Annotated in this window: 17 protein-coding genes and 1 pseudogene; 9 read left to right on the forward strand and 9 right to left on the reverse strand. The window is 45.3% G+C overall.

Annotated features, from left to right (window positions below):
* Positions 1–93: 93 nt before the first annotated feature.
* The 3 genes from hemG to LNL84_RS16620 are packed head-to-tail and all read right to left on the reverse strand — an operon-like array spanning position 94 to position 2,751.
* Entirely contained in the window at positions 94–624 is a 531-nt protein-coding gene (gene hemG, locus LNL84_RS16610; protein ID WP_244358752.1) for a menaquinone-dependent protoporphyrinogen IX dehydrogenase, read from the reverse strand.
* Positions 625–637: 13 nt separating this feature from the next.
* Positions 638–2,095, reverse strand: a complete 1,458-nt coding sequence (locus tag LNL84_RS16615) for a TrkH family potassium uptake protein (RefSeq protein WP_244358754.1) — start codon at positions 2,093–2,095, stop codon at positions 638–640.
* A gap of 32 nt (positions 2,096–2,127) precedes the next feature.
* The gene (locus LNL84_RS16620) at positions 2,128–2,751 is read right to left on the reverse strand and encodes a YigZ family protein (RefSeq protein ID WP_244358755.1); all 624 of its coding nucleotides are present in this window, start codon (positions 2,749–2,751) and stop codon (positions 2,128–2,130) included.
* A gap of 218 nt (positions 2,752–2,969) precedes the next feature.
* Between LNL84_RS16620 and fadB the strand changes: the two genes are divergently transcribed.
* The 3 genes from fadB to acuI all read left to right on the forward strand — a co-directional run bounded on the left by fadB (position 2,970) and on the right by acuI (position 7,459).
* The gene (fadB, locus tag LNL84_RS16625) at positions 2,970–5,138 is read left to right on the forward strand and encodes a fatty acid oxidation complex subunit alpha FadB (protein ID WP_244358757.1); all 2,169 of its coding nucleotides are present in this window, start codon (positions 2,970–2,972) and stop codon (positions 5,136–5,138) included.
* A gap of 26 nt (positions 5,139–5,164) precedes the next feature.
* A complete protein-coding gene (fadA, locus tag LNL84_RS16630) occupies positions 5,165–6,328 on the forward strand; it encodes an acetyl-CoA C-acyltransferase FadA (RefSeq protein ID WP_244358758.1) in 1,164 nt (387 codons plus the stop codon).
* A 150-nt stretch (positions 6,329–6,478) separates the two neighbouring features.
* Positions 6,479–7,459, forward strand: a complete 981-nt coding sequence (gene acuI / locus LNL84_RS16635; RefSeq protein ID WP_244358759.1) for an acrylyl-CoA reductase (NADPH) — start codon at positions 6,479–6,481, stop codon at positions 7,457–7,459.
* Between the two features lie 47 nt (positions 7,460–7,506).
* On the opposite strand, the gene LNL84_RS16640 is transcribed toward acuI, so the two are convergent.
* Both LNL84_RS16640 and LNL84_RS16645 read right to left on the reverse strand, forming a co-directional pair.
* Entirely contained in the window at positions 7,507–8,448 is a 942-nt protein-coding gene (locus LNL84_RS16640; RefSeq protein WP_244358760.1) for a LysR family transcriptional regulator, read from the reverse strand.
* Between the two features lie 143 nt (positions 8,449–8,591).
* Entirely contained in the window at positions 8,592–8,777 is a 186-nt protein-coding gene (locus LNL84_RS16645; RefSeq protein WP_244358761.1) for a hypothetical protein, read from the reverse strand.
* Between the two features lie 134 nt (positions 8,778–8,911).
* Between LNL84_RS16645 and tusA the strand changes: the two genes are divergently transcribed.
* Positions 8,912–9,160, forward strand: a complete 249-nt coding sequence (gene tusA, locus LNL84_RS16650) for a sulfurtransferase TusA (protein ID WP_244358763.1) — start codon at positions 8,912–8,914, stop codon at positions 9,158–9,160.
* A 42-nt stretch (positions 9,161–9,202) separates the two neighbouring features.
* On the opposite strand, the gene LNL84_RS16655 is transcribed toward tusA, so the two are convergent.
* On the reverse strand, positions 9,203–9,463 hold the full coding sequence (locus LNL84_RS16655; protein WP_244358765.1) for a hypothetical protein: 261 nt from the start codon (positions 9,461–9,463) through the stop codon (positions 9,203–9,205).
* A gap of 129 nt (positions 9,464–9,592) precedes the next feature.
* Positions 9,593–10,147, reverse strand: a complete 555-nt coding sequence (locus tag LNL84_RS16660) for a TMEM165/GDT1 family protein (protein WP_244358767.1) — start codon at positions 10,145–10,147, stop codon at positions 9,593–9,595.
* A gap of 450 nt (positions 10,148–10,597) precedes the next feature.
* On the opposite strand from LNL84_RS16660, the gene glyQ reads away from it, so the two are divergent.
* The 5 genes and pseudogenes from glyQ (at position 10,598) to LNL84_RS16685 (ending at position 18,450) form a co-directional block, all read left to right on the forward strand.
* Positions 10,598–11,521, forward strand: a complete 924-nt coding sequence (gene glyQ / locus LNL84_RS16665) for a glycine--tRNA ligase subunit alpha (protein ID WP_244358768.1) — start codon at positions 10,598–10,600, stop codon at positions 11,519–11,521.
* Positions 11,522–11,523: 2 nt separating this feature from the next.
* A complete protein-coding gene (gene glyS / locus LNL84_RS16670; protein ID WP_244358769.1) occupies positions 11,524–13,605 on the forward strand; it encodes a glycine--tRNA ligase subunit beta in 2,082 nt (693 codons plus the stop codon).
* Positions 13,606–13,747: 142 nt separating this feature from the next.
* A pseudogene (locus LNL84_RS16675) lies at positions 13,748–14,941 on the forward strand (ISL3 family transposase).
* A 200-nt stretch (positions 14,942–15,141) separates the two neighbouring features.
* Entirely contained in the window at positions 15,142–16,461 is a 1,320-nt protein-coding gene (locus LNL84_RS16680) for a hypothetical protein (RefSeq protein WP_244358770.1), read from the forward strand.
* 738 nt (positions 16,462–17,199) lie between these two features.
* Entirely contained in the window at positions 17,200–18,450 is a 1,251-nt protein-coding gene (locus LNL84_RS16685) for a valine--pyruvate transaminase (protein ID WP_244358771.1), read from the forward strand.
* A 67-nt stretch (positions 18,451–18,517) separates the two neighbouring features.
* Here LNL84_RS16685 and LNL84_RS16690 read toward each other — a convergent pair whose 3' ends face one another.
* Both LNL84_RS16690 and gyrB read right to left on the reverse strand, forming a co-directional pair.
* A complete protein-coding gene (locus tag LNL84_RS16690; protein WP_244358772.1) occupies positions 18,518–18,952 on the reverse strand; it encodes an Hsp20 family protein in 435 nt (144 codons plus the stop codon).
* Between the two features lie 484 nt (positions 18,953–19,436).
* Positions 19,437–21,854 (reverse strand): DNA topoisomerase (ATP-hydrolyzing) subunit B, encoded by a 2,418-nt coding sequence (gene gyrB / locus LNL84_RS16695; protein WP_244358773.1) that lies wholly within the window; start codon positions 21,852–21,854, stop codon positions 19,437–19,439.
* Positions 21,855–21,871 lie beyond the last annotated feature (17 nt).

The following is a 21,871-nucleotide window of genomic DNA, read 5'->3' on the forward strand; positions in this document are numbered from 1 at the left end:
CATCACATTGGCAAGCCCTTTTTTGAATTTTTCCTGACTTTTTTACCATTCGGCTAAAAAGCCTACAAAAGAGCTCAAAAAATCACGTTTTCTCTATTGCTGACTAAATTTACTGGCAAATATCGCCACTTTTTCCCAGTTAGTATATTCGACTTCTTTTGACGTATCCGTCTCCCCACCCGTCATGGTCATAATCAGTTTTATCATAAAACGGTCAAAGGGGTTATAACGAGGGTAATAAAGCGCGCCTGCAAAAACACCAATTAAAGAAGGCTGCCAAGGCGATTTACGAAGGAAGGTTTTAATGTAAGCACTCCCTTGCGGAGTATCCTTGCCTTGCTCTTCCTTTCGAGCCGTCAAGTTGACACAAAAAAACGCCGCATTTAGCTTTTCTAACTGGGCAACATTGTCCTCTATATAGCGATAAAGCTTTTTATTCAATTTACCATAGCGAATAGAGGCACCGATCAGGACCTTGTCATATGCTTGAAGGTCTATCTGCTCAGCGTTCTGATGAAGGTCGACGATATCGCAATCCATACCAGAGAGTTGCTCCGCTATATATTCGACTATCTTTTTGGTTTGCCCTTCTCGCGAAGAATACATTAGCAATGCTTTTGTCACTGTGAGTCCTTAGCTAACTACGCCAGAAAGAAGGCGTTAGTAATATCAGTAGCGTAAAAATCTCTAAACGCCCAAATAGCATAGAGACAATGAGTACCCATTTGGCCTTGTCGTTAATGTCACCAAAGTGAAGGGAGACTTCCCCCAAACCAGGGCCAAGGTTATTAAGTGTTGCGGCGACGGCCGAAAACGCACTGAGCTCATCGAGACCAGTCGCGATCAATGCCAGCATACACACTACAAAAACAAGAGCGTAGGCCGAGAAGAAACCCCATACCGCGTCGACGACACGTTGTGGAAGTGCACTGCCTCCGACTTTGATGGTGTAGACGGCTCTTGGGTGGATCAGTCGTTTCATTTCCCTCGCACCTTGCAAAGAGAGCAGAAGAATTCGGATAACTTTCATTCCTCCGCCTGTTGAACCTGCACACCCCCCAACAAAAGAGGAAAAAAGCAAAAGTACGGGCAGAAAGAGCGGCCATTCTGAAAAGCCAGTGGTTGTAAAACCTGCTGTAGTCGATATCGAAACGGTTTGGAATAATGCCTGATCGAACGTGTCATAAATGGAGTCATAACTCTGATGGTTTAGCAGCAATAAAAAGCACACAACGAAGAGTACGGCTTGAATAAAGACAAAAGCTCGAAACTCAGGATCTTTCCAATAGTACTTTGGATGCACCCCACCAGAAGCGAATGCTGCAAAGTGAAGCGAGTAGTTACAGGCTGAAATAAGAAGAAAGACAACAGTAATCATATTGATGGCGTGGCTATTGAAATACCCCATACTGGCATCGTGCGTCGAAAATCCACCAATAGCGATAGTCGAAAAACTATGAGAAATGGCGTCAAAAGGAGTCATACCCGCCAACCAGAATGCGACCGCACACAATATAGTCAGACTCAGGTAGATATACCAAAGCGCTTTCGCAGTTTCTGCAATGCGAGGAGTCATCTTGCTGTCTTTTACCGGGCCTGGAATTTCAGCACGGTATAGCTGCATCCCACCGATACCGAGTACTGGCAAAATAGCGACGGCCAGTACAATGATCCCCATACCACCGAACCATTGAAGAAACTGACGATAAAAAAGTATCGCCTTAGGAAGATGGTCTAAGCCGACAATGACTGTCGCGCCAGTGGTAGTCAGAGCTGAGAATGACTCAAAGAAAGCGTCCGTTATTGAAACATTGGGATTGTCTGATAGTAAAAACGGCAAAGCACCCGCACTGCCGATAACGGTCCAAAACAACACCACAATCAAAAAGCCGTCTCGAGCCTTAAGTTCGTGTTTATGTTTTCTATTAGGAAACCAAAAAAAGCCGCCGCATAACAATAAGACGAAAAACGTCGTTACGAATGGCACACCTGCGCCATCACGATATAGTAACGCAACGAGGGCCGGCGCCAGCATCGACACACTAAATAGAGCCAGCAGTAATCCGACGATTCGGATAATTGAACGAATTTGCATGTATTATTGGTCGAAGACGAGCTTCTCACTTCCTAATTGTTTCTGACCTTGGAAACCATAACCTTGGCTCCGCTTTTATTAATGATGCTCTGTGTTAGCACATCAGCTTGGTTGAGTTCTACTTCCACGACCAAAACCACATTGTCACTATAGTCAGCTGAAACTTCGTCTGCGTGAAACTTACTTAATTCCGTCTGCACGATAGTGATAAGGCTATAGTCTAACTCTAGCCGCAACAGAGTGGTGATTTTTTTTTCGATAGTTTGAACAAGCTTTAGAGCTTGCTGCACGCCACCACCGTATGCTTTTACCAAACCGCCTGTACCCAGCTTAATACCACCGGAATATCGAGTGACCACCGCCGTCAACTCACCAATCCCTGAACCGCTAAGTTGTGCAAGAATGGGTTTGCCCGCCGTTCCCGACGGTTCTCCATCATCGCTAAAACCCCAAAGCATGGAGTTTTCGGGCCTTCCAGCAATGAACCCCCAGCAATTATGACGGGCGCTAGCGTGCTGCCTTTTGACGTCATTAATGAATGATTTCGCCTCATCAACACTCGATGTGGGTGCTATTTGCGTGATAAAAACACTCTTTTTTATCTCTTCTTCAAAGATAACAGGCGTTTCAAGTATCAAGTAGGGGTTTGAGTTCATTGCAGTTTTAATGCTGTGTCGCCTAAAAGGGGTATTCTATCACGGCAGATTTCAATTGACTCAAAGATTAGGTCCTGGTCATAATGTTAAACACTTGTTTAAAAAATGTATTGAAAAAAAATTTATACAGGTTCACACTTACCAAACTGGTCTAACCAGACACTATTACAATAATACCCGTCTTCACAATCACGTATCGTCTGTCACGGAGAATGACAATGATTTACCAAGCTGAAACTCTACAGGTAAAGGAACTGCAAAATGGCATAGCTGAGCTATGTTTCTGCGCTCCAGGCTCAGTTAACAAACTTGACCTAGCTACTCTCGAATCTCTTGATAAAGCCCTTGATGCGCTTGCGCAATGGTCAGATCTCAAAGGTTTGATCCTCACATCTGATAAGAATGCCTTTATCGTTGGTGCTGATATCACTGAATTCCTTGGTTTATTCGCTAAACCAGAACAAGAACTCGCCAATTGGCTTGTTTTTGCCAACAACATATTTAACAAACTCGAAGACCTGCCAGTACCGACTCTGTCAGCGATAAAAGGGCATGCGCTGGGCGGCGGGTGTGAATGTATTCTTGCGACTGACTTTAGAATTGGTGACAAAACGACCAGCGTTGGTTTGCCCGAAACCAAACTGGGTATCATGCCGGGTTTCGGGGGTACGGTTCGCTTACCTCGACTTATTGGCGCCGATAGCGCAATGGAAATGATTACGGCAGGTAAAGCGTGCCGTGCAGATGAAGCCATCAAGCTTGGCCTTATTGATGCGATTGTTGAAACTGACGCACTACATAGTTCAGCAATTCAGACGGTTACAGATGCCGCCAATGAAAAAATAGACTGGAAACTACGCCGCCAACAAAAAACGTCACCATTAACGCTGAGCAAACTCGAGTCAATGATGAGCTTTACTATGGCGAAAGGCTTAGTGGCACAAAAAGCCGGCCCTCACTACCCAGCTCCAATGGCGGCAGTAAAGACAATAGAAAAAGCCAGTGGCTTTTCTCGTGACGAAGCACTAGCTATTGAAGCTGAGTATTTCGTTAAATTGGCCAAATCTGATGTTGCTCAAGCTCTCATTGGTATCTTCCTGAATGACCAATATATTAAAGGGTTAGCAAAAAAAGCAGCAAAATCTGGTAAACCAACCAATAAAGCAGCCGTATTGGGTGCTGGGATCATGGGTGGCGGGATCTCATATCAGTCGGCACTGAAAGGTGTCCCTGTCGTCATGAAAGACATCGCTCAAGCTTCACTCGATCTGGGTATGAATGAAGCCTCTAAGTTACTCAACAAGCGTCTAGAGCGTGGCCACATTACTGGTTTCAAAATGGCGGGTATTCTGTCGTCTATTACGCCAACGCTGCACTACGCGGGTATTCAAGAGGCCGATGTCATTGTAGAAGCCGTTGTTGAGAATCCTAAGATTAAAGCGGCAGTACTGAGCGAAGTTGAAGGCCTTGTCAATGAAGACACCGTCATCACGTCAAATACTTCGACCATTCCAATCAATGTTCTTGCTAAATCGATGAAGCGCCCAGAAAACTTCTGTGGCATGCACTTCTTTAATCCAGTGCATAGAATGCCACTGGTCGAAATCATTCGTGGTGAGCACACATCTGATGAAACCATTGATCGAGTTGTTGCCTATGCGGCAAAAATGGGTAAATCCCCTATTGTGGTTAATGATTGTCCGGGCTTCTTTGTTAACCGTGTTCTGTTTCCATATTTCGGTGGCTTTAGCCAGTTGCTTGCCGATGGCGCTGACTTTACACAAATTGATAAGGTCATGGAGCGTCAATTTGGCTGGCCGATGGGCCCGGCTTATTTGTTAGATGTGGTTGGTATTGATACCGCGCACCACGCTCAAGCTGTGATGGCTGAAGGTTTCCCTGAGCGTATGGCAAAAGAGAGCAAAGACGCGATTGATGTGCTTTTTGAGCAACAGCGATATGGTCAGAAAAATGGCCAAGGGTTCTACTCGTACAGCAAAGATAAAAAAGGCAGACCGAAAAAGTCACCGAGTGAGAGCGTCCCAGCTCTTCTAGCGACAGTTTGTGATTCAGAACGTTCTTTTGATGATGAAACCATTATTCAACGAATGATGATTCCAATGATCAATGAAGTGGTACTTTGTCTTCAAGAAGGCATTATTGCTTCGGCACAAGAAGCCGACATGGCACTTGTCTACGGTTTAGGTTTCCCTCCATTTAAAGGGGGTGTCTTCCGTTACTTAGATACTATTGGCGTAGCCAATTATGTAGCGATGGCAAAACAGCATAGCGACCTAGGTGCAATGTACCGTGTACCGCAAATGCTGGTTGATATGGCAGAAAAAGGCGAGAGCTTTTATCAAGCTCAGCAAGCTAGCAACCTATAACCCACTTAAGGATAAGGAATCTCAAAATGAAAAATGTTGTTGTTGTTGATTGCCTACGTACACCTATGGGCCGATCCAAAGGTGGTGCGTTTCGTCATACCCGTGCTGAAGATCTGTCCGCGCATCTAATGAAAGGGATCTTAAATAGGAACCCTCAAGTAGATCCAAGCCAAATCGAAGATATCTATTGGGGTTGTGTGCAGCAAACTCTAGAGCAAGGTTTTAACGTCGCTCGAAACGCTGCACTGCTTGCAGGACTGCCGATTGAAGTCGGTGCTGTAACGGTCAATCGATTATGTGGTTCATCAATGCAAGCTCTGCATGATGCTTCTCGCTCTATCATGGTTGGCGATGCTGACATTTGCTTGATTGGTGGTGTTGAGCACATGGGCCACGTGCCTATGAATCACGGTGTTGACTTTCACCCTCAGCTGTCAAAAAATGTCGCAAAAGCTGCAGGTATGATGGGGTTAACCGCAGAAATGCTTGGAAAGCTTCATGGTATTAGCCGTGAGCAACAAGACGAGTTCGCCGCTCGCAGCCACCAGCGCGCGCAAGCCGCTACTGTTGAAGGTCGTTTCAAGAACGAAATTCTACCTACAGAAGGCCATGCTGAAGATGGATCCCTCTTTACTTTGGATTATGACGAAGTCATACGCCCAGAAACCAATGTAGAGGGCCTATCCAAACTTCGTCCAGTATTCGACCCTGCAAACGGTACGGTAACGGCTGGTACATCGTCCGCACTGTCTGACGGCGCATCTGCCATGCTCATTATGAGTGAAGATAAAGCCAATGAACTGGGTTTGCCGATTCGCGCGAGAATCCGTTCAATGGCAATTGCTGGCTGCGACCCATCAATCATGGGTTATGGCCCAGTACCTGCGACGCAAAAAGCTCTAAAGCGCGCTGGTCTTACTATGGAAGACATCGATATTGTTGAGCTCAACGAAGCTTTTGCGGCTCAGTCACTGCCGTGTGCGAAAGACTTAGGTCTTCTGGATGCTGTCGATGAGAAGGTCAACCTCAATGGTGGAGCCATCGCATTGGGGCACCCTCTTGGCTGTTCGGGTTCTCGCATCTCAACAACCCTTATCAATATCATGGAAGACAAGGGCGCGAAGATCGGCCTAGCAACCATGTGTATTGGCTTAGGCCAAGGCATCGCGACTATCTTTGAGCGTCCATAAGCCCAAACCATGATGAAACAGCTCCGCTTGCGGAGCTGTTTTTGTTTATGCACATAGCGCATAGATCCAATGTTCAAGTTTCATTTTTTTTTTGCCCATTTCTCACCTACACTTTGCAACAGATAACTCGTCAACTCATTGGAGAACATCATGTTTAACGCATTGTTACTTAACCAAGAAGATAAAAAAACTATCGCTACTATTTCCCAGGTAGACGAGTCACAGCTTCCAGAAGGGAATGTAAAGGTAGATGTAAAATATTCATCTTTAAACTACAAAGATGGGCTAGCAATAACAGGTAAAGGCAAAATTATCCGCAATTTTCCAATGGTGCCGGGCATCGACCTTTCTGGCGTCGTATCTCAATCGGATGATCCTCGCTATAAAGAAGGTGACGAAGTCGTGCTGACTGGCTGGGGTGTGGGTGAAAACCACTGGGGTGGTATGGCAGAGAAAGCCAGCTTAAATGGCGATTGGCTAGTCCCTTTGCCAGCAGGCTTAGATGCTGAAAAGGTAATGACAATAGGTACCGCTGGATTTACGGCTATGCTATGTGTTCAAGCGATTGTTGATGCGGGTATAAAACCTGAAGACGGTGAAGTACTGGTTACTGGCGCTAGTGGCGGTGTGGGCAGCGTATCGATCACTCTCCTTAACCAACTTGGCTATCAGGTGGCTGCGGTAACAGGCCGAGCTTCTGCTAATGGGGAGCTGCTTAAATCGCTAGGAGCATCACGCATTGTTGAGCGCAGCGAACTCGAAGAGCCCGCTAAACCACTTGAACGTCAAGTATGGGCCGCTGCAGTAGACACTGTGGGCAGTAAGCTACTGTCTAAAGTCTTGGCTCAAATGAATTACAATGGTGTTGTGGCGGCGTGTGGACTAGCGGGTGGCTTTGATCTACCTACTACAGTAATGCCATTCATTTTGCGTAATGTTCGCTTACAAGGTGTTGATTCTGTTATGTGCCCTCGTGAAAAGCGTATTAAGGCATGGGATCAACTCGCTACATTGCTACCCGAATCTTTCTACGCACAAGCAAGCAAAACCGTTGCACTTGAAGAGGCGATTCAAGCTGCAGAAGACATTACTAATGGCGCTGTGACTGGTCGTGTCACCATTAAAATCTAGTTACTGAATACATCTATTGATAAGGTCAGCTATCACTGGCCTTTTGTTTATCCTAACCCCACATCTTCAATACGCCGTGCAATCAACTTACCACACTCTTCTTTGACCACTCGTCGCAGCCACTTCTGAGATTCAGAGGTATCACACCGGGTATGCCAAATCAAAGAGTAGTCAAAAGGGGTGAACTCGAAAGGCAGTGGCTTAATGACAAGGTTATATCGCTCTGCGACAAGGTAAGCCAAATCAGCTGGAACCGTAATAACCAAAGGCATTTTATCTACAATGGCCAAGGCAGCTTCCAAATGATAGGCCCGCAACACCATTTTACGAGGTTGCTGATTCAACAGCGACATATCCAATAAGCTTTTGACGCCATCACTGATCGCTATCATGGCATGGGGCAGATGGATATAATCTTCCAACGTCAGCTTTTTATCAGCAAGAGGGTGATTTGCCGATAGCAAACAAGACACTCCAACAGGCCCTAGAACCGCTTGATGCAAAGGCGCGACTGAACCCGTTGGTCGACAAATGGCCATATCGACCTTATCGGTACTTAGCTGCTTGAACAACGCCTCATGCTGTAATGGTGCAAATTCCAGAGAAATGTTTGGTGCCAATTCATAAATTTTAGGCAAAGCATAAGGCAGGATCGTCTGCATAGCGTAATCGGTCGTCGCGATCAAGAATCGGTCCGTACAATACTGTGGTTTGAACTCACTTGGGGTTAACAACTGGCGGAAGGATTCTAAGGGTTGCTCAATCTGCTGGCAGATTTCAAGCGCCTTGCTGGTCGGGATCAATCGCTGTCCTTGTCGAGTAAACAGTGGATCATTGAGCAGTTCTCTTAATCGACCTAACACTCGACTGGTCGCTGACTGACTCAAATTAAGGCGGATTGCCGCTTGGCTGACACTGCCCTCTTCAACAAGCACTTTAAGTGCAACCAACAAATTCAAATCGCGACGATATATCTCTTCTAATTCCATACGACAACCCACAACCTCACAGCGTATTGACCAGTCTACTCCCATATAAAAAAAAATCCCGCCTTTCAGCGGGGAAGCCCAAGAAATTGGGGATAGTGTCGGAATGTGGTGTGCTAAGTGTGTCTTTTACATTTTTATAACACTTAACTTTCATGCTCTTCTGATACGTCGTTCCAGCGGCGCATCTCAACCCAGATGCCAATAATTGCAGCGCTCAAGCCCAATAGGGGCATAAAAGAAGCGTCTACTGGCGATCTCAATACCAGAGCGCAAAAAGCAATAAAACAGAGAACTGAATATATCGTTAGCCTATCCAATGCTGTTAACATAGCTACTCCCTAGCTTCTTTGTTATCAGTTTGTTAAATTAAGTTAAACCAAATTGACTTGTTTGCCAAGTGTTATTGCATAATTTTTCTTCATCTGTATCATTTGGCTGTTTTTTTGTGAAATAAGATGTACCTATGACAATCAATACTGAACTGGCCACGCACAACCTTGAAGCAAAAGGATTACGTTGCCCTGAGCCCGTAATGATGGTCAGGAAGACAATCAGAAAGATGCAAGATGGCGACATTTTGCTGGTGACAGCTGACGATCCCTCCACAACGCGTGACATTCCGAGTTTTTGCGTATTTATGGATCACCAGCTCATCGCATCACAGGTTGAAACTTTGCCTTATCAATATTTGATAAAAAAAGGAATGGAATAAAAAAGGCTGCATAAATGCAGCCTTTTTAACAATTTGACAAGCCTAGTCATCAAATTCTATCGTTCTAATTTCTGACTGAAGTTTCGCCACCTGCTTTTGCAACAAGCGCATTTCGTTGTGCATTGGTATCAAATGAGCAACACGAATCCATGATTCCACGGTCAAGCCCGCCATGATAATAGAACCTGCAACCATTGGGACCCAGAGGTCGGTAAGCGCCATACCTAACAAGGTCAATACAAAACCAAAAGTGAATAAGTAACTCTGATTCTTTGCGGTCATTCCCATATAACGTGTAAGCATGATCGTGCCCTCGCTGACTGTTTTCTATCTATGACTATAAAATAGCACGACGATGTTGACACAAATATGTCGGCCATCACGAATACGATGGCCTCTCTGTCAGTTAATGCTTAAAAAGGCACCAAACCTTTAAAAGAGCGCAGCACCAAAAGCCAAACCGACAAACAATATCGCGGTGACTTTACGGATCAATGTCAATGGCAATTTATCTGCAGACAATTTACCAATCATGACCACTGGAACATTGGCAACAAGCATACCAATGGTAGTGCCAAGAACAACCCAAATAAGGGCATCGGCATACTGCGCGCCTAATATCGACGTCGCGATCTGAGTTTTATCACCAATTTCGGCGATGAAGAACGCGATAAAACTGGCAACAAAAGGCCCTCGATTAGAAATACTTTCATCGCCATCGAGTTTGTCTGGGATTAGAACCCACCCCGCCATGGCTAAAAAGCTCACCACCACCACCCACTTAAGTACCTCTGGGGTTAAAAAGTCGGCTACAACCACACCCAGCCAAGCTGCGAGCGCATGGTTAGCAATAGTAGCCAAAAATATGGCGGCGATGATTGGAATTGGCTTACGATAACGACTTGCCAAAAGTAATGAAAGTAACTGGGTTTTATCGCCGATCTCGGCCAGTGCAACCGTAGTAATTGATATAGCTAAAACGCTCAAGACATGCTCATTAGGGCAGGGATTATAATAAAGTAACCATAGACAAATGCCATGCCCCACCCCGGTTCATGGTATTTGTCTAAGGTCTTGCTAAACTTGTTGGCACAAGTCTCGAACGCCACGGTGATTTTGCACCGATTATGTTGACGAACGAATTCAAACTCCTGATAGAGCCGGAATAAGCTACTCCCCAAAGACGGGCGACATTTTAATCAGACAAAACGAGAAACTCAAGCTTAAAGCGTTACTTTTACGACCAGAATGCCAGTAAAACTAGCACTTTGAGGCAAACAAGAACATGAACCTATAAAAAACGTACTCTTTTACCCCTTTGGTGAAGAATTAGGCAAGATTACTACTACTCGGATGGACAATATCTGGGTATACTTGATCGTTATTTTTACCTTTTTCAGACAGAACTTTTCACATAGAGAATTGCGCGAATAGACTATGCAAAAATACGATATCAAAACCTTCCAGGGAATGATCCTCGCGCTGCAGGATTATTGGGCACAAAATGGCTGTACCATTGTACAACCGCTAGATATGGAAGTAGGTGCGGGCACCTCTCACCCAATGACATGTCTGCGTGCACTTGGCCCAGAGCCAATGTCGACAGCTTATGTTCAACCATCTCGTCGTCCAACAGACGGACGCTATGGTGAAAACCCGAACCGCCTACAGCATTACTACCAATTTCAGGTAGCGCTAAAGCCATCTCCAGACAACATTCAGGAGTTATATCTAGGCTCACTTGAAGTGCTTGGTATCGACCCATTAGTTCACGATATTCGTTTCGTAGAAGATAACTGGGAAAACCCAACTCTAGGCGCATGGGGTCTAGGCTGGGAAGTTTGGCTAAACGGCATGGAAGTAACGCAATTTACGTACTTCCAACAAGTTGGCGGCCTTGAGTGCAAGCCAGTTACGGGTGAAATCACTTATGGTATCGAACGCCTTGCAATGTATATCCAAGAAGTTGACTCTGTGTATGACCTAGTATGGAACGAAGCCCCTGATGGCTCTAACGTGACATACGGCGATATCTTCCACCAAAATGAAGTAGAGCAATCAACCTACAACTTCGAACATGCAGACGTAGGTTTCCTGTTTAACTTCTTCGATCAGTGTGAAAAAGAGTGTAAAGAGCTACTTGAGCTTGAGAAGCCACTGCCGCTTCCGGCCTACGAGCGCATTCTCAAAGCGGGACATGCATTCAACATTCTAGATGCACGCAAAGCAATCTCCGTAACAGAACGCCAACGTTACATCCTCCGTATTCGTAACCTCACTAAAGCGGTTGCCGAAGCGTACTACGCATCACGTGAAGCACTTGGCTTCCCTATGTGTAAAAAACAAGGTGAGGAGAAGTAATCATGGCTAAAGAATTCCTAATCGAGCTGGGTACTGAAGAGTTACCACCAACACAACTTCGTACTCTAGCTGAAGCGTTCGCTGAAAATTTTGAAGCGGAGTTAAAAGGCGCAGCTCTAGCACACGAAGGTGTGAAGTGGTATGCCGCTCCTCGTCGTTTAGCACTTAAAGTATCTGCACTAGCAGAAGGTCAGGCAGACAAAGTGGTTGAGAAGCGCGGCCCTGCGGTATCAGTAGCATTTGATGCTGATGGTAACGCAACCAAAGCGGCTCAAGGCTGGGCCCGCGGTAACGGCATCACAGTCGAACAAGCGGATCGCCTAAAAACAGACAAAGGTGAATGGCTACTGTTTAAACAGGAAGTAAAAGGTAAGGCGACGACTGAAATCGTTGCTGACCTAGCCGCTAAAGCACTTAGTAATCTGCCTATCGCCAAGCCAATGCGTTGGGGTGATAAAACGACTCAGTTTATCCGCCCTGTCAAAACGCTAACCATGCTAATGGGCAGCGACCTTATCGAAGGTGAAATCCTTGGTGTAACTTCTGACCGTACGATTCGTGGTCACCGCTTTATGGGTGAGCAAGAGTTCACTATCGATTCAGCAGAGCAATACCCAACAATTCTTGAAGAGCGCGGCAAAGTCATGGCCGATTACGATGCTCGTAAAGCGATCATTCTTGCTGACTCTCAAAAAGCAGCAGCAGCGGTTGGCGGCATTGCCGATCTAGAAGATGATTTAGTTGAAGAAGTCACCTCTCTTGTTGAATGGCCAGTGGTACTTACCGCTAAGTTTGAAGAAGAGTTCCTAAAGGTTCCTTCAGAAGCGCTGGTTTACACCATGAAGGGCGATCAGAAGTACTTCCCCGTCTATTCATATGAGAATGGCGATGAGAACAAGAAGCTTCTACCAAACTTTATCTTTGTATCGAACATCGAGTCAAAAGAGCCTCGCCACGTTATTGAAGGTAACGAGAAAGTGGTTCGTCCTCGCCTAGCGGATGCAGAATTCTTCTTTAACACTGACCGTAAACGTCCATTGATTGATCGTCTACCTGAACTAGAGCAAGCTGTATTCCAGAAGCAACTGGGGACAATCAAAGACAAAACAGACCGTATTACGGCACTGTCTGGCTACATCGCCAAATTAATTGATGCTGACGTAGAGAAAGCAACGCGCGCAGGCCTACTTGCCAAATGTGACCTAATGACATCCATGGTATTCGAATTTACCGATACTCAAGGTGTGATGGGTATGCACTACGCCACTCACGATGGTGAAGATGAGCAAGTAGCTCTGGCACTATACGAGCAGTACATGCCTCGTTTCGCAGGTGATGATCTACCGAGCACGGGGATTTCTTCTGCAGTCGCTATGGCTGACAAACTAGACACGATTGTAGGCATCTTCGGTATTGGCCAAGCACCAAAAGGCTCTGATCCATTCGCACTACGTCGCGCTTCTCTTGGTGTTCTACGTATCATCGTTGAGAACGGCTACAACCTTGATCTTGTCGACCTTATCCGTGAAGCTAAAGTACAGTTTGGCACTAAGCTTACCAACGACAACGTCGAACAAGATGTGATCGACTTTATGCTAGGTCGCTTCAATGCTTGGTACAAAGACGAAGGCTTCAGCGTGGATATCATCCAAGCAGTACTTGCTCGTCGCCCAACAAAACCGGCTGACTTTGACCAGCGCGTAAAAGCAGTATCTCACTTCCGTGAGCTAGAAGCGGCGGAATCTTTAGCTGCGGCGAATAAGCGTGTGGGTAACATTCTTGCGAAATTTGACGGTGAACTGCCAACCGATATCGACCTGGCACTGCTTACAGAAGACGCAGAGAAAGTACTGGCTGAAAACGTTGAAGTGATGACAGAAGCACTAGAACCTGCTTTTGCGACTGGTAACTACCAGGAAGCGCTGAGCAAACTGGCAGAGCTACGCGAACCGGTCGATGCCTTCTTCGACAACGTGATGGTGATGGCAGACGACGAGGCACTGAAGAAAAACCGCCTAACGCTGCTTAACAACCTCCGTAACTTGTTCTTGCAAATTGCAGACATCTCTCTGCTACAAAAATAACGTTGTGTAGAATAATATCAAGCCCAGTCAGCCGACTGGGCTTTTTTTAGGTTCATCGCGGATTAGCGTGAGCCGATAAGAAAACGGTAGTTGTGGTATGTTTTAGTCGCCAAACAAAAATACACACACAACTACCGCTTTCATGTCGAATAATACTTTTCTATCTTCCTTCTGGGAAGGCTTTCAAGTCATACAGAGCCACAAAACTGACTCGTTAATCACAATAACCTTAAAACCTGACTCCGCAGCTATGTGTCCATGTGATCGCACATCTGATTCTATTCATGACTACCTGTGGCGAGTGTTAAAAGAAGCAATGATGCTCGATACTCCTGTTGAGCTTTCGGTACAAACTCGACGGATAAACTGTCCTGACTGTGGCGTAAGAACTGAAGCTATTTCATAGATTTCTCCATATGCTCGAATCACAAATCGCTTGAAGGGCTATATTGAAAAGTTACTGCCGTTATTGCCTATCAAGCATATCTCCGAGCTGACTGGAGTGCATTGGCATACGATTAAAGAAATTGATAAACAACGTCTTAAGCGAGTTGTACCAACGGTGGCTTGGGGTGATTTACGTCAGCTTGTTATGGACGAGTTCGCCATCTTTCAGGGGCACAGGTATGCGACGGTCATTGCTGATGCTCAAACACACCAAGTGCTCTGGATTGGAATGGGCCGAAGTCGAAAAGACATTCGCCCATTCTTCGAAGAGCTTGGCGTTCATGCTGCCAACATTGAAGTTGTGGCGATGGATATGAACACAGCTTTTGACCTTGAAGTACAGGCACATTGCCCAAACGCTCGTATCGTCTATGACTTGTTTCATGTCGTGGCTAAGTTTGGCCGTGAGGTCATGGACAGGGTTCGTGTAGACCAAGCCAACCAACTGAAAACGGACAAAAAAGCACGTCGTTGGATAAAACGCTCCCGATGGGTTCTTTTAAAGAACCGAGAGAACTCGAGCGTAAAGCAGCAAAGTTATCTTGACCAAATACTGTCGATTAACCGAGATCTCATGATAACTCACCTGCTTGGAGCTCAACTCAAAGAGCTTTGGTATTGTGATTCAGAGGAGCAAGCCAAAGGGCTGTGGGAAGTATGGTGGCAGCAGGTGAATGAAAGTGGGATCCAACCTCTAATTAACTTTGCTAGAAAGCTCAAACCTTACCTTCACGGAATCGTGGCATCGGCTTCATATCATTTGAATACTTGCACGCTGGAAGGCATCAATAACAAGATCAAGCTTATCAAACGGATGGGATATGGCTACAGAGACACGGACTACTTCTTTTTAAAAATCAAAGCGGCCTTCCCCGGAAAACCGCGATGAACCTAAATTAATTAAAACAAATTTGACACATTTCACACAGTAAATTAACATCATTCATGTCATGTCTGTTTGGGAAGAAACGTTACTGGACTTTTTGGGGTTTGTTTACATCAATAGCAACCACTCACAAAGGAACAGGAGATCTTATTTCCTACCTCTATCTTTCTGATAAATTTTTTATACACTCAAGGATCGAATATATGAATAAGACTCTATTGAGCGTCTTGCTCGGTGGCTCAGTTGTACTGGCTGGTTGTGGGGGGGACTCTTCAAGTTCGCCAGGACCTTCACCGACTGCGCAAACGGGGCAGTTTATTGATGCAGCTGTTGCCAATATTAACTATGAAACGGAAACACTTTCTGGTGTGACTGACGAAAATGGTAACTACCAATACGAAGAGGGCGAAACAGTCACTTTTTCTATTGGTTCAGTGACTTTTCCTCCTGTACTAGCTTCAGGTGTCGTAACACCGCTTGATATTGCTGATAGTAACGACACTGAGGATGATCAGGTTGTAAACATCATTCGTTTCTTGCAAACACTCGATACAGATGGCGATCCGAGCAACGGCATTACGATTTCTGATGATGTGAAAACAGCGGCAACAGAAGATATCGACTTTGATGTCAGTAAAGCTGATTTTGAAAGTGATAGTGAAGTATTAGCAGTTATTGCTCAAGGTGGGCAAGAAAGTCCAATCAGTGCGTTAATCGATGAATCTGTTGCTCTTTCCCATTTTGAAGGATCGTTGAACAGTTTTGATATCACTTTTGGTAAGTTCGTAGGCACTTGGCTCATCAGTGGTGACAACGAGAATGAATTATTGTTGTTTACCTTCTTTGAAGATGGCACCTACCTTCATGCTGAAATCGATACTGATCTAGATGGTACCAACCCTGATGAAATCAATGGTATGGAGTGGGGCGAATACGAAGTCAATGACCAAGGAGAATTTTTTAGTGAAACAACGTACTTCGATGAAAATGGCGATACAGGCCTGACTGATATCATTACCTCTGACTTAACTCGCTCTCAAGATGGTGCAACAGTCAAATTTTCTTTCAGTGACGATGGTTTGACCCTCACGTTTAACATCACTGAGTATGAAAATTACGTTGACGTAAGCACTGACACAATGACATTCACTAAGCTAACCAACAATGGCATCGTGGGCACTTGGTTGATTGCGGGTGAGAATGAAAATGAGCTTCTGATGTTCACTTTCCTTGATGATGGAACTTATGTCCATGCTGAGGTTGATACGGATTTAAGCACTGCAGAAAACCCAAGTGAAGACAACGGCTTAGAGTGGGGTAGCTATGAGCTTAATTCACAAACTAATGAAATGACGATTTCGTTTGATTTGCCGGGAACAACAGACTTGAATGGTGATACTGGTCTATCGGATTTTGCAGACAGTTCAGACAACCAGCTGTTCGTTACAGTATCTGGTGATGTAATGACGGTTCGAGTGGTTGAGGGAAGCGATGAAGAAACGCTGACTTTCTATCGTCATTAAATTTAGCGAGTTAACTGCATAGTAAAACGGCCACGCATTGCGTGGCCGTTGTTTGTTTTAACGTATAGCTTGCGATGTACTATAAAACGAATTAAAAATCTGAGGTGGGTTATTATTCCTATAGTAAATCTGCAAGTTTGATATCAAAAACAGGCCTCAAATACTCTTAACGAATATTTCAGACACTTGTTGTACGAATCTCCAAAGGTCGCCTATCTAGGTGACCTTTTTCATTACTGCGTACGTAACAAGGTAGCAAAAGCCCCATCCAATGAATGAGGCTCTTATGTTTGAAGTCCTACTTAATCAAAGATGTGATTAGCGCAGCTACTGAGAGAAGTGTGGGAGTACCATCATTTGCCACGCTCTCCATTTAACTTGAGACTCGTGAGTGTACTTAATCTGCACTCCGATCTTACTCTTGTTTTGATTACGATTAAAATGAAAAAGGCAGCCCTAGGGCGAATGAGAGAGACCACAAAAATGCGGCCACTACATCACGCTTTCGCATTTTATAGCACCAACCGCTTGATACTGAATCGAGAGAAACATATCCTACGGAGGTTAAGTTGTTATGATAGCTAAACGCAATTAGCTATCACCAACAGAATTATTTCCAGCGTAAATAGTGCTTTGCCTCATAGTTTCATTAAGGTATGTTCAAAGATTCATCTTGCTACTCGCAGGATTAAAAACCGAAAAGATATGACAAGTGAACACAATGAACTAGGTACAACAATGCAATTTTCAAAGTTTGGTGAAAAATTTAATCGTTACTCCGGCATTACCCAATTGATGGATGATCTTAATGATGGTCTACGTACGCCAGGTGCCATTATGCTCGGTGGAGGCAACCCTGCTGCCATTCCAGCCATGCTCGAGTACTTTCACCAAGCCAGTGCCGATATGCTTGCCAGCGGCGATCTCGTGGCCGCCATGGCCAACTACGATGGTCCCCAGGGTAAAGATGCCTTTGTTAAAGCACTTGCAAAGCTGCTGCACGACACTTATGGCTGGGATATTACAGAGAAAAACATCAGTCTAACCAATGGCAGTCAAAGTGGCTTTTTCTATCTGTTTAATCTGCTTGCAGGCCAGCAGACAGACGGCTCACACAAAAAGATTCTCTTGCCCATCGCACCGGAATATATTGGCTACGGTGATGCTGGGATTAACGAAGATATCTTTGTCTCTTATCACCCTGACATTGAACTACTTGAGGGTGGACTCTTCAAGTACCATGTCGATTTTGAACACCTCGAAATTGATGACTCGGTGGCGGCGATTTGCGCTTCGCGCCCTACCAACCCGACAGGCAACGTACTGACTGACGCAGAGATCCACAAGCTAGATAAACTGGCGCGTGAGAATAACATTCCACTTATCATCGATAACGCCTACGGTCTGCCGTTCCCAAACATCATCTTTGAAGATGTAGAACCGTTTTGGAACGACAATACGATCCTGTGTATGAGCCTGTCTAAGTTGGGATTACCGGGTTTACGCTGCGGCATTGTCATTGCCAGTGAAGAGATCACTCAAGCGATGACCAATATGAATGGCATTATTAGCCTTGCACCAGGTAGCTTTGGTCCAGCTCTTGCTAACCATATGATTGAAAAAGGTGATTTGCTTGAATTGAGCTCCAATGTGATCAAGCCGTTCTATCAGCAAAAATCACAGCGCGCCGTCGAATTGCTGCAAGCGGCGATTACTGACCCACGTTTTCGTATTCACAAACCGGAAGGTGCCATCTTCTTATGGCTTTGGTTTGATGCGTTGCCAATTACCACTATGGAGCTGTATCAACGCCTTAAAGACCGTGGCGTATTGATAGTTCCGGGTGAGTACTTCTTTATTGGCCAAGAAGATGAATGGGATCATGCTCACCAGTGTCTGCGCATGAACTATGTACAAGATGACGACAAGATGCAAAAAGGCATCGCGATAATCGCAGAAGAAGTCGCAAAAGCCTATAAACAAGCCTAATGAGTAACGGAAAACTAAAAAGAGCGCCTAATGGCGCTCTTTCACTCTTCATAACAGAGCCGACTGACTAGCCTTCAATCAGTTTGTCGCTACCAATCTCGATTTTACGCGGTTTCATTGCTTCGGGGATCTCTCGCTCAAGATCAATGTGCAAAAGACCGTTTTCCATGCTTGCGCCTACCACTTTAACGTAGTCTGCCAATTGGAATTTACGCTCGAAATCGCGCTCTGCGATGCCTTGATATACATAACTCTTACCTTCTTCAGCCTTACGCTCACCTTTAACGATCAGCATATTCTCTTTCTGAGTAAGATCGAGCTGATTTTCAGCAAAACCCGCCACCGCCATTGTGATGCGGAAATGGTTCTCATCCTGTTGCTCGATATTGTATGGAGGGTAACCGCCAGGAGAATTTTTCGCTGTGTTCGCTTCCATCATGTTGAATAGACGATCGAAGCCAATTGCGTTGCGGTATAAAGGAGTGAAATCTACAGTTCTCATAATGCTATCCTCATAGTAAGCAATAGTCTTAGCCGTGAGTGTTCACCAACACCAAGTTCATAATTAGATGCAATGACGACTAAGGGATTTATCCACCACTCCACTGACAGCCTTGCTGTTCGGGGACGTAGCAACAAATCATATTTTTTTAAGTGTGCCGTTAAAGTTATCCTCCACTGAGCGATACTTTGCTGGCGTCTAAAAGGTCTGTTTCTTCTCTCTTGAGCAAGACAGCTCCCTCTTCACAACTAGATATAGGGATGGCGAAAATCGCTTTCAAGTCATTTTCTTAAATTATTTTTATAATGGTTATTTTTCATAGCGTTAAAAACAAAAAAAGACCGTCATCAGTGACAGTCTTCTCTGTATTAGATTGTTTTATTAAAGCTGGATGGGCTTAGTTCAAGGAGAAGGCGCGCAGTTTATAATCATAAATGAGCACCTTCGACACGGAAATCGGTTCACCCAGCGAAGAGAAATCAATCTAAACGTCTAGGTTGGCTACTTTAAGTGCGTTTTCTTCAATGAAGTTACGACGAGGTTCTACTTGATCACCCATTAGCGTGGTGAACAGCTGGTCTGCACCGACAGCGTCTTCAATGGTTACTTGCATCATGCGGCGTGTTTCCGGATCCATCGTAGTTTCCCACAGCTGATCTGGGTTCATCTCACCAAGTCCTTTATAACGTTGCAAAGACAGGCCGCGACGCGATTCTTTGATCAGCCAGTCTAAGGCTTCGACAAAGTTGCTCACAGCTTGCTTACGCTCACCACGCTTGATGTAAGCACCGTCTTCAATCAAGCCATCTAGAGCTTCCGCTAGATCGGCTAACTTGCCGTACTCTTTCGAGCTTAGCAAATCGACACTAATAACATGTTCGTGAGTCACACCATGAGTGCGGACCACCAACTTAGGCAGATTCACACCTAGCTCAGTATGTTGCTCAACCTCAAGGTTATATTGACTAGCTCCAACTTCTTTTGCGTTAAGCTGAGTGACCAGTTGATTACCCCATGCTTCAACAGCTGCCGCATCATGACACTGCTCAGCTGTGAGTCGAGGCATGTAAATAAATTCATGCACCAAAGAACGTGGGAAGCGGCGGCTCATACGATCCACCAGCTTAATGCCGGAATTGTATTGCTTAACCAATTGCTCTAGAGCCTCACCGGCTAGCGCTGGGGCGTCGGCATTGACGTGCAAAGCGGCATTATCCAGAGCCAAAGAGACTTGATACTGATTCATAGCGTCTTCATCTTTGATGTACTGCTCTTGCTTGCCTTTCTTCACTTTATAGAGTGGTGGCTGAGCAATATAGATATAGCCACGTTCAATAAGTTCTGGCATTTGACGATAAAAGAACGTCAACAATAGAGTGCGAATGTGAGAACCATCGACGTCCGCATCGGTCATGATAATGATGTTATGGTAACGCAGTTTATCTGGGTTATATTCGTCGCGGCCGATACCACAACCTAGCGCGGTAATCAGCGTGGCAACCTCTTGAGAAGACAACATCTTGTCGAAGCGAGCTTTCTCAACGTTAAGGATTTTACCTTTAAGAGGAAGAATCGCCTGGTTCTTACGGTTACGGCCTTGTTTTGCGGAGCCGCCTGCCGAATCACCCTCCACTATGTACAGTTCAGAAAGCGCTGGGTCTTTCTCTTGGCAGTCTGCCAGCTTACCTGGAAGGCCAGCTAGGTCGAGAGCGCCTTTACGACGAGTCATTTCACGCGCTTTACGTGCAGCATCACGAGCTCGCGCAGCATCGATAATTTTAGTACAAACAATCTTTGCTTCACCCGGGTTCTCAACGAGGAACTCAGACAGTTTCTCACCCATCGCAGACTCAACCGCTGATTTCACTTCAGAAGAAACCAACTTGTCTTTAGTTTGGCTTGAGAACTTAGGATCAGGCACTTTCACCGAAACGATAGCCGTTAGACCTTCACGAGCATCATCGCCGGAAGTCGCTGTTTTCGCTTTCTTGGAAAAGCCTTCTTTGTCCATAAAACTGTTTAGTGTACGTGTCAATGCAGCACGGAAGCCAGCAAGGTGCGTACCACCATCACGTTGAGGGATGTTGTTGGTAAAGCAGTAAATATTTTCTTGATAACCATCATTCCATTGCATCGCGACTTCAACGGTAATGCCATCTTCACGCTCAAAATCGAAATGGAAGATTTTTTGAATGATCGGTGTTTTATTGGTGTTAAGGTGTTCAACGAACGCCTGGATACCACCTTCAAACATGAAGTGATCCATTTTGTCTTCTTCACGCTCGTCGATAAGCTTAATCGATACACCAGAGTTAAGGAACGACAGCTCACGCAAGCGCTTCGCTAAAATGTCGTAATGAAACTCAACGTTAGAGAACGTTTCTTCACTTGGCCAGAAGCGGATTTCAGTACCCGTTGTCTCTGTCTGACCAACAACTGATAATGGGCCTTGAGGCTCACCGTGATGATACGTTTGCGAGTGAATTTCTCCACCACGATTAATCGTGAGCGTCACTTGCTTAGACAATGCGTTAACCACCGACACACCAACACCGTGCAGTCCACCCGATACTTTGTATGAGTTATCATCGAACTTACCACCGGCGTGAAGTACCGTCATGATAACTTCTGCAGCCGATACTTTTTCTTCTTGATGCATTTCTGTCGGGATACCACGGCCATCATCGCGAACCGAGACCGAGTTGTCCTCATGAATAGTCACAATGATGTCATTACAGTGACCTGCCAACGCTTCATCAATTGAGTTATCCACCACCTCAAAAACCATGTGGTGCAGACCGGTCCCATCGTCAGTGTCGCCGATGTACATACCTGGACGCTTACGTACCGCATCCAGACCCTTTAGTACCTTAATACTCGATGAATCGTAGTTCTGTGACATGAGTTACTCTCTCACTA

The sequence above is a fragment of the Vibrio gelatinilyticus genome, from assembly GCF_022836845.1.
Lineage (GTDB): Bacteria > Pseudomonadota > Gammaproteobacteria > Enterobacterales > Vibrionaceae > Vibrio > Vibrio gelatinilyticus.

Coding starts and splice junctions, on each gene's coding strand:
- LNL84_RS16615 (WP_244358754.1), bottom strand. CDS start 2,095: ATGCAAATTCGTTCAATTATCCGAATCGTCGGATTACTGCTGGCTCTA.
- LNL84_RS16620 (WP_244358755.1), bottom strand. CDS start 2,751: ATGAACTCAAACCCCTACTTGATACTTGAAACGCCTGTTATCTTTGAA.
- fadB (WP_244358757.1), top strand. CDS start 2,970: ATGATTTACCAAGCTGAAACTCTACAGGTAAAGGAACTGCAAAATGGC.
- fadA (WP_244358758.1), top strand. CDS start 5,165: ATGAAAAATGTTGTTGTTGTTGATTGCCTACGTACACCTATGGGCCGA.
- acuI (WP_244358759.1), top strand. CDS start 6,479: ATGTTTAACGCATTGTTACTTAACCAAGAAGATAAAAAAACTATCGCT.
- LNL84_RS16640 (WP_244358760.1), bottom strand. CDS start 8,448: ATGGAATTAGAAGAGATATATCGTCGCGATTTGAATTTGTTGGTTGCA.
- LNL84_RS16645 (WP_244358761.1), bottom strand. CDS start 8,777: ATGTTAACAGCATTGGATAGGCTAACGATATATTCAGTTCTCTGTTTT.
- tusA (WP_244358763.1), top strand. CDS start 8,912: ATGACAATCAATACTGAACTGGCCACGCACAACCTTGAAGCAAAAGGA.
- LNL84_RS16655 (WP_244358765.1), bottom strand. CDS start 9,463: ATGCTTACACGTTATATGGGAATGACCGCAAAGAATCAGAGTTACTTA.
- glyQ (WP_244358768.1), top strand. CDS start 10,598: ATGCAAAAATACGATATCAAAACCTTCCAGGGAATGATCCTCGCGCTG.
- glyS (WP_244358769.1), top strand. CDS start 11,524: ATGGCTAAAGAATTCCTAATCGAGCTGGGTACTGAAGAGTTACCACCA.
- LNL84_RS16680 (WP_244358770.1), top strand. CDS start 15,142: ATGAATAAGACTCTATTGAGCGTCTTGCTCGGTGGCTCAGTTGTACTG.
- LNL84_RS16685 (WP_244358771.1), top strand. CDS start 17,200: ATGCAATTTTCAAAGTTTGGTGAAAAATTTAATCGTTACTCCGGCATT.
- LNL84_RS16690 (WP_244358772.1), bottom strand. CDS start 18,952: ATGAGAACTGTAGATTTCACTCCTTTATACCGCAACGCAATTGGCTTC.
- gyrB (WP_244358773.1), bottom strand. CDS start 21,854: ATGTCACAGAACTACGATTCATCGAGTATTAAGGTACTAAAGGGTCTG.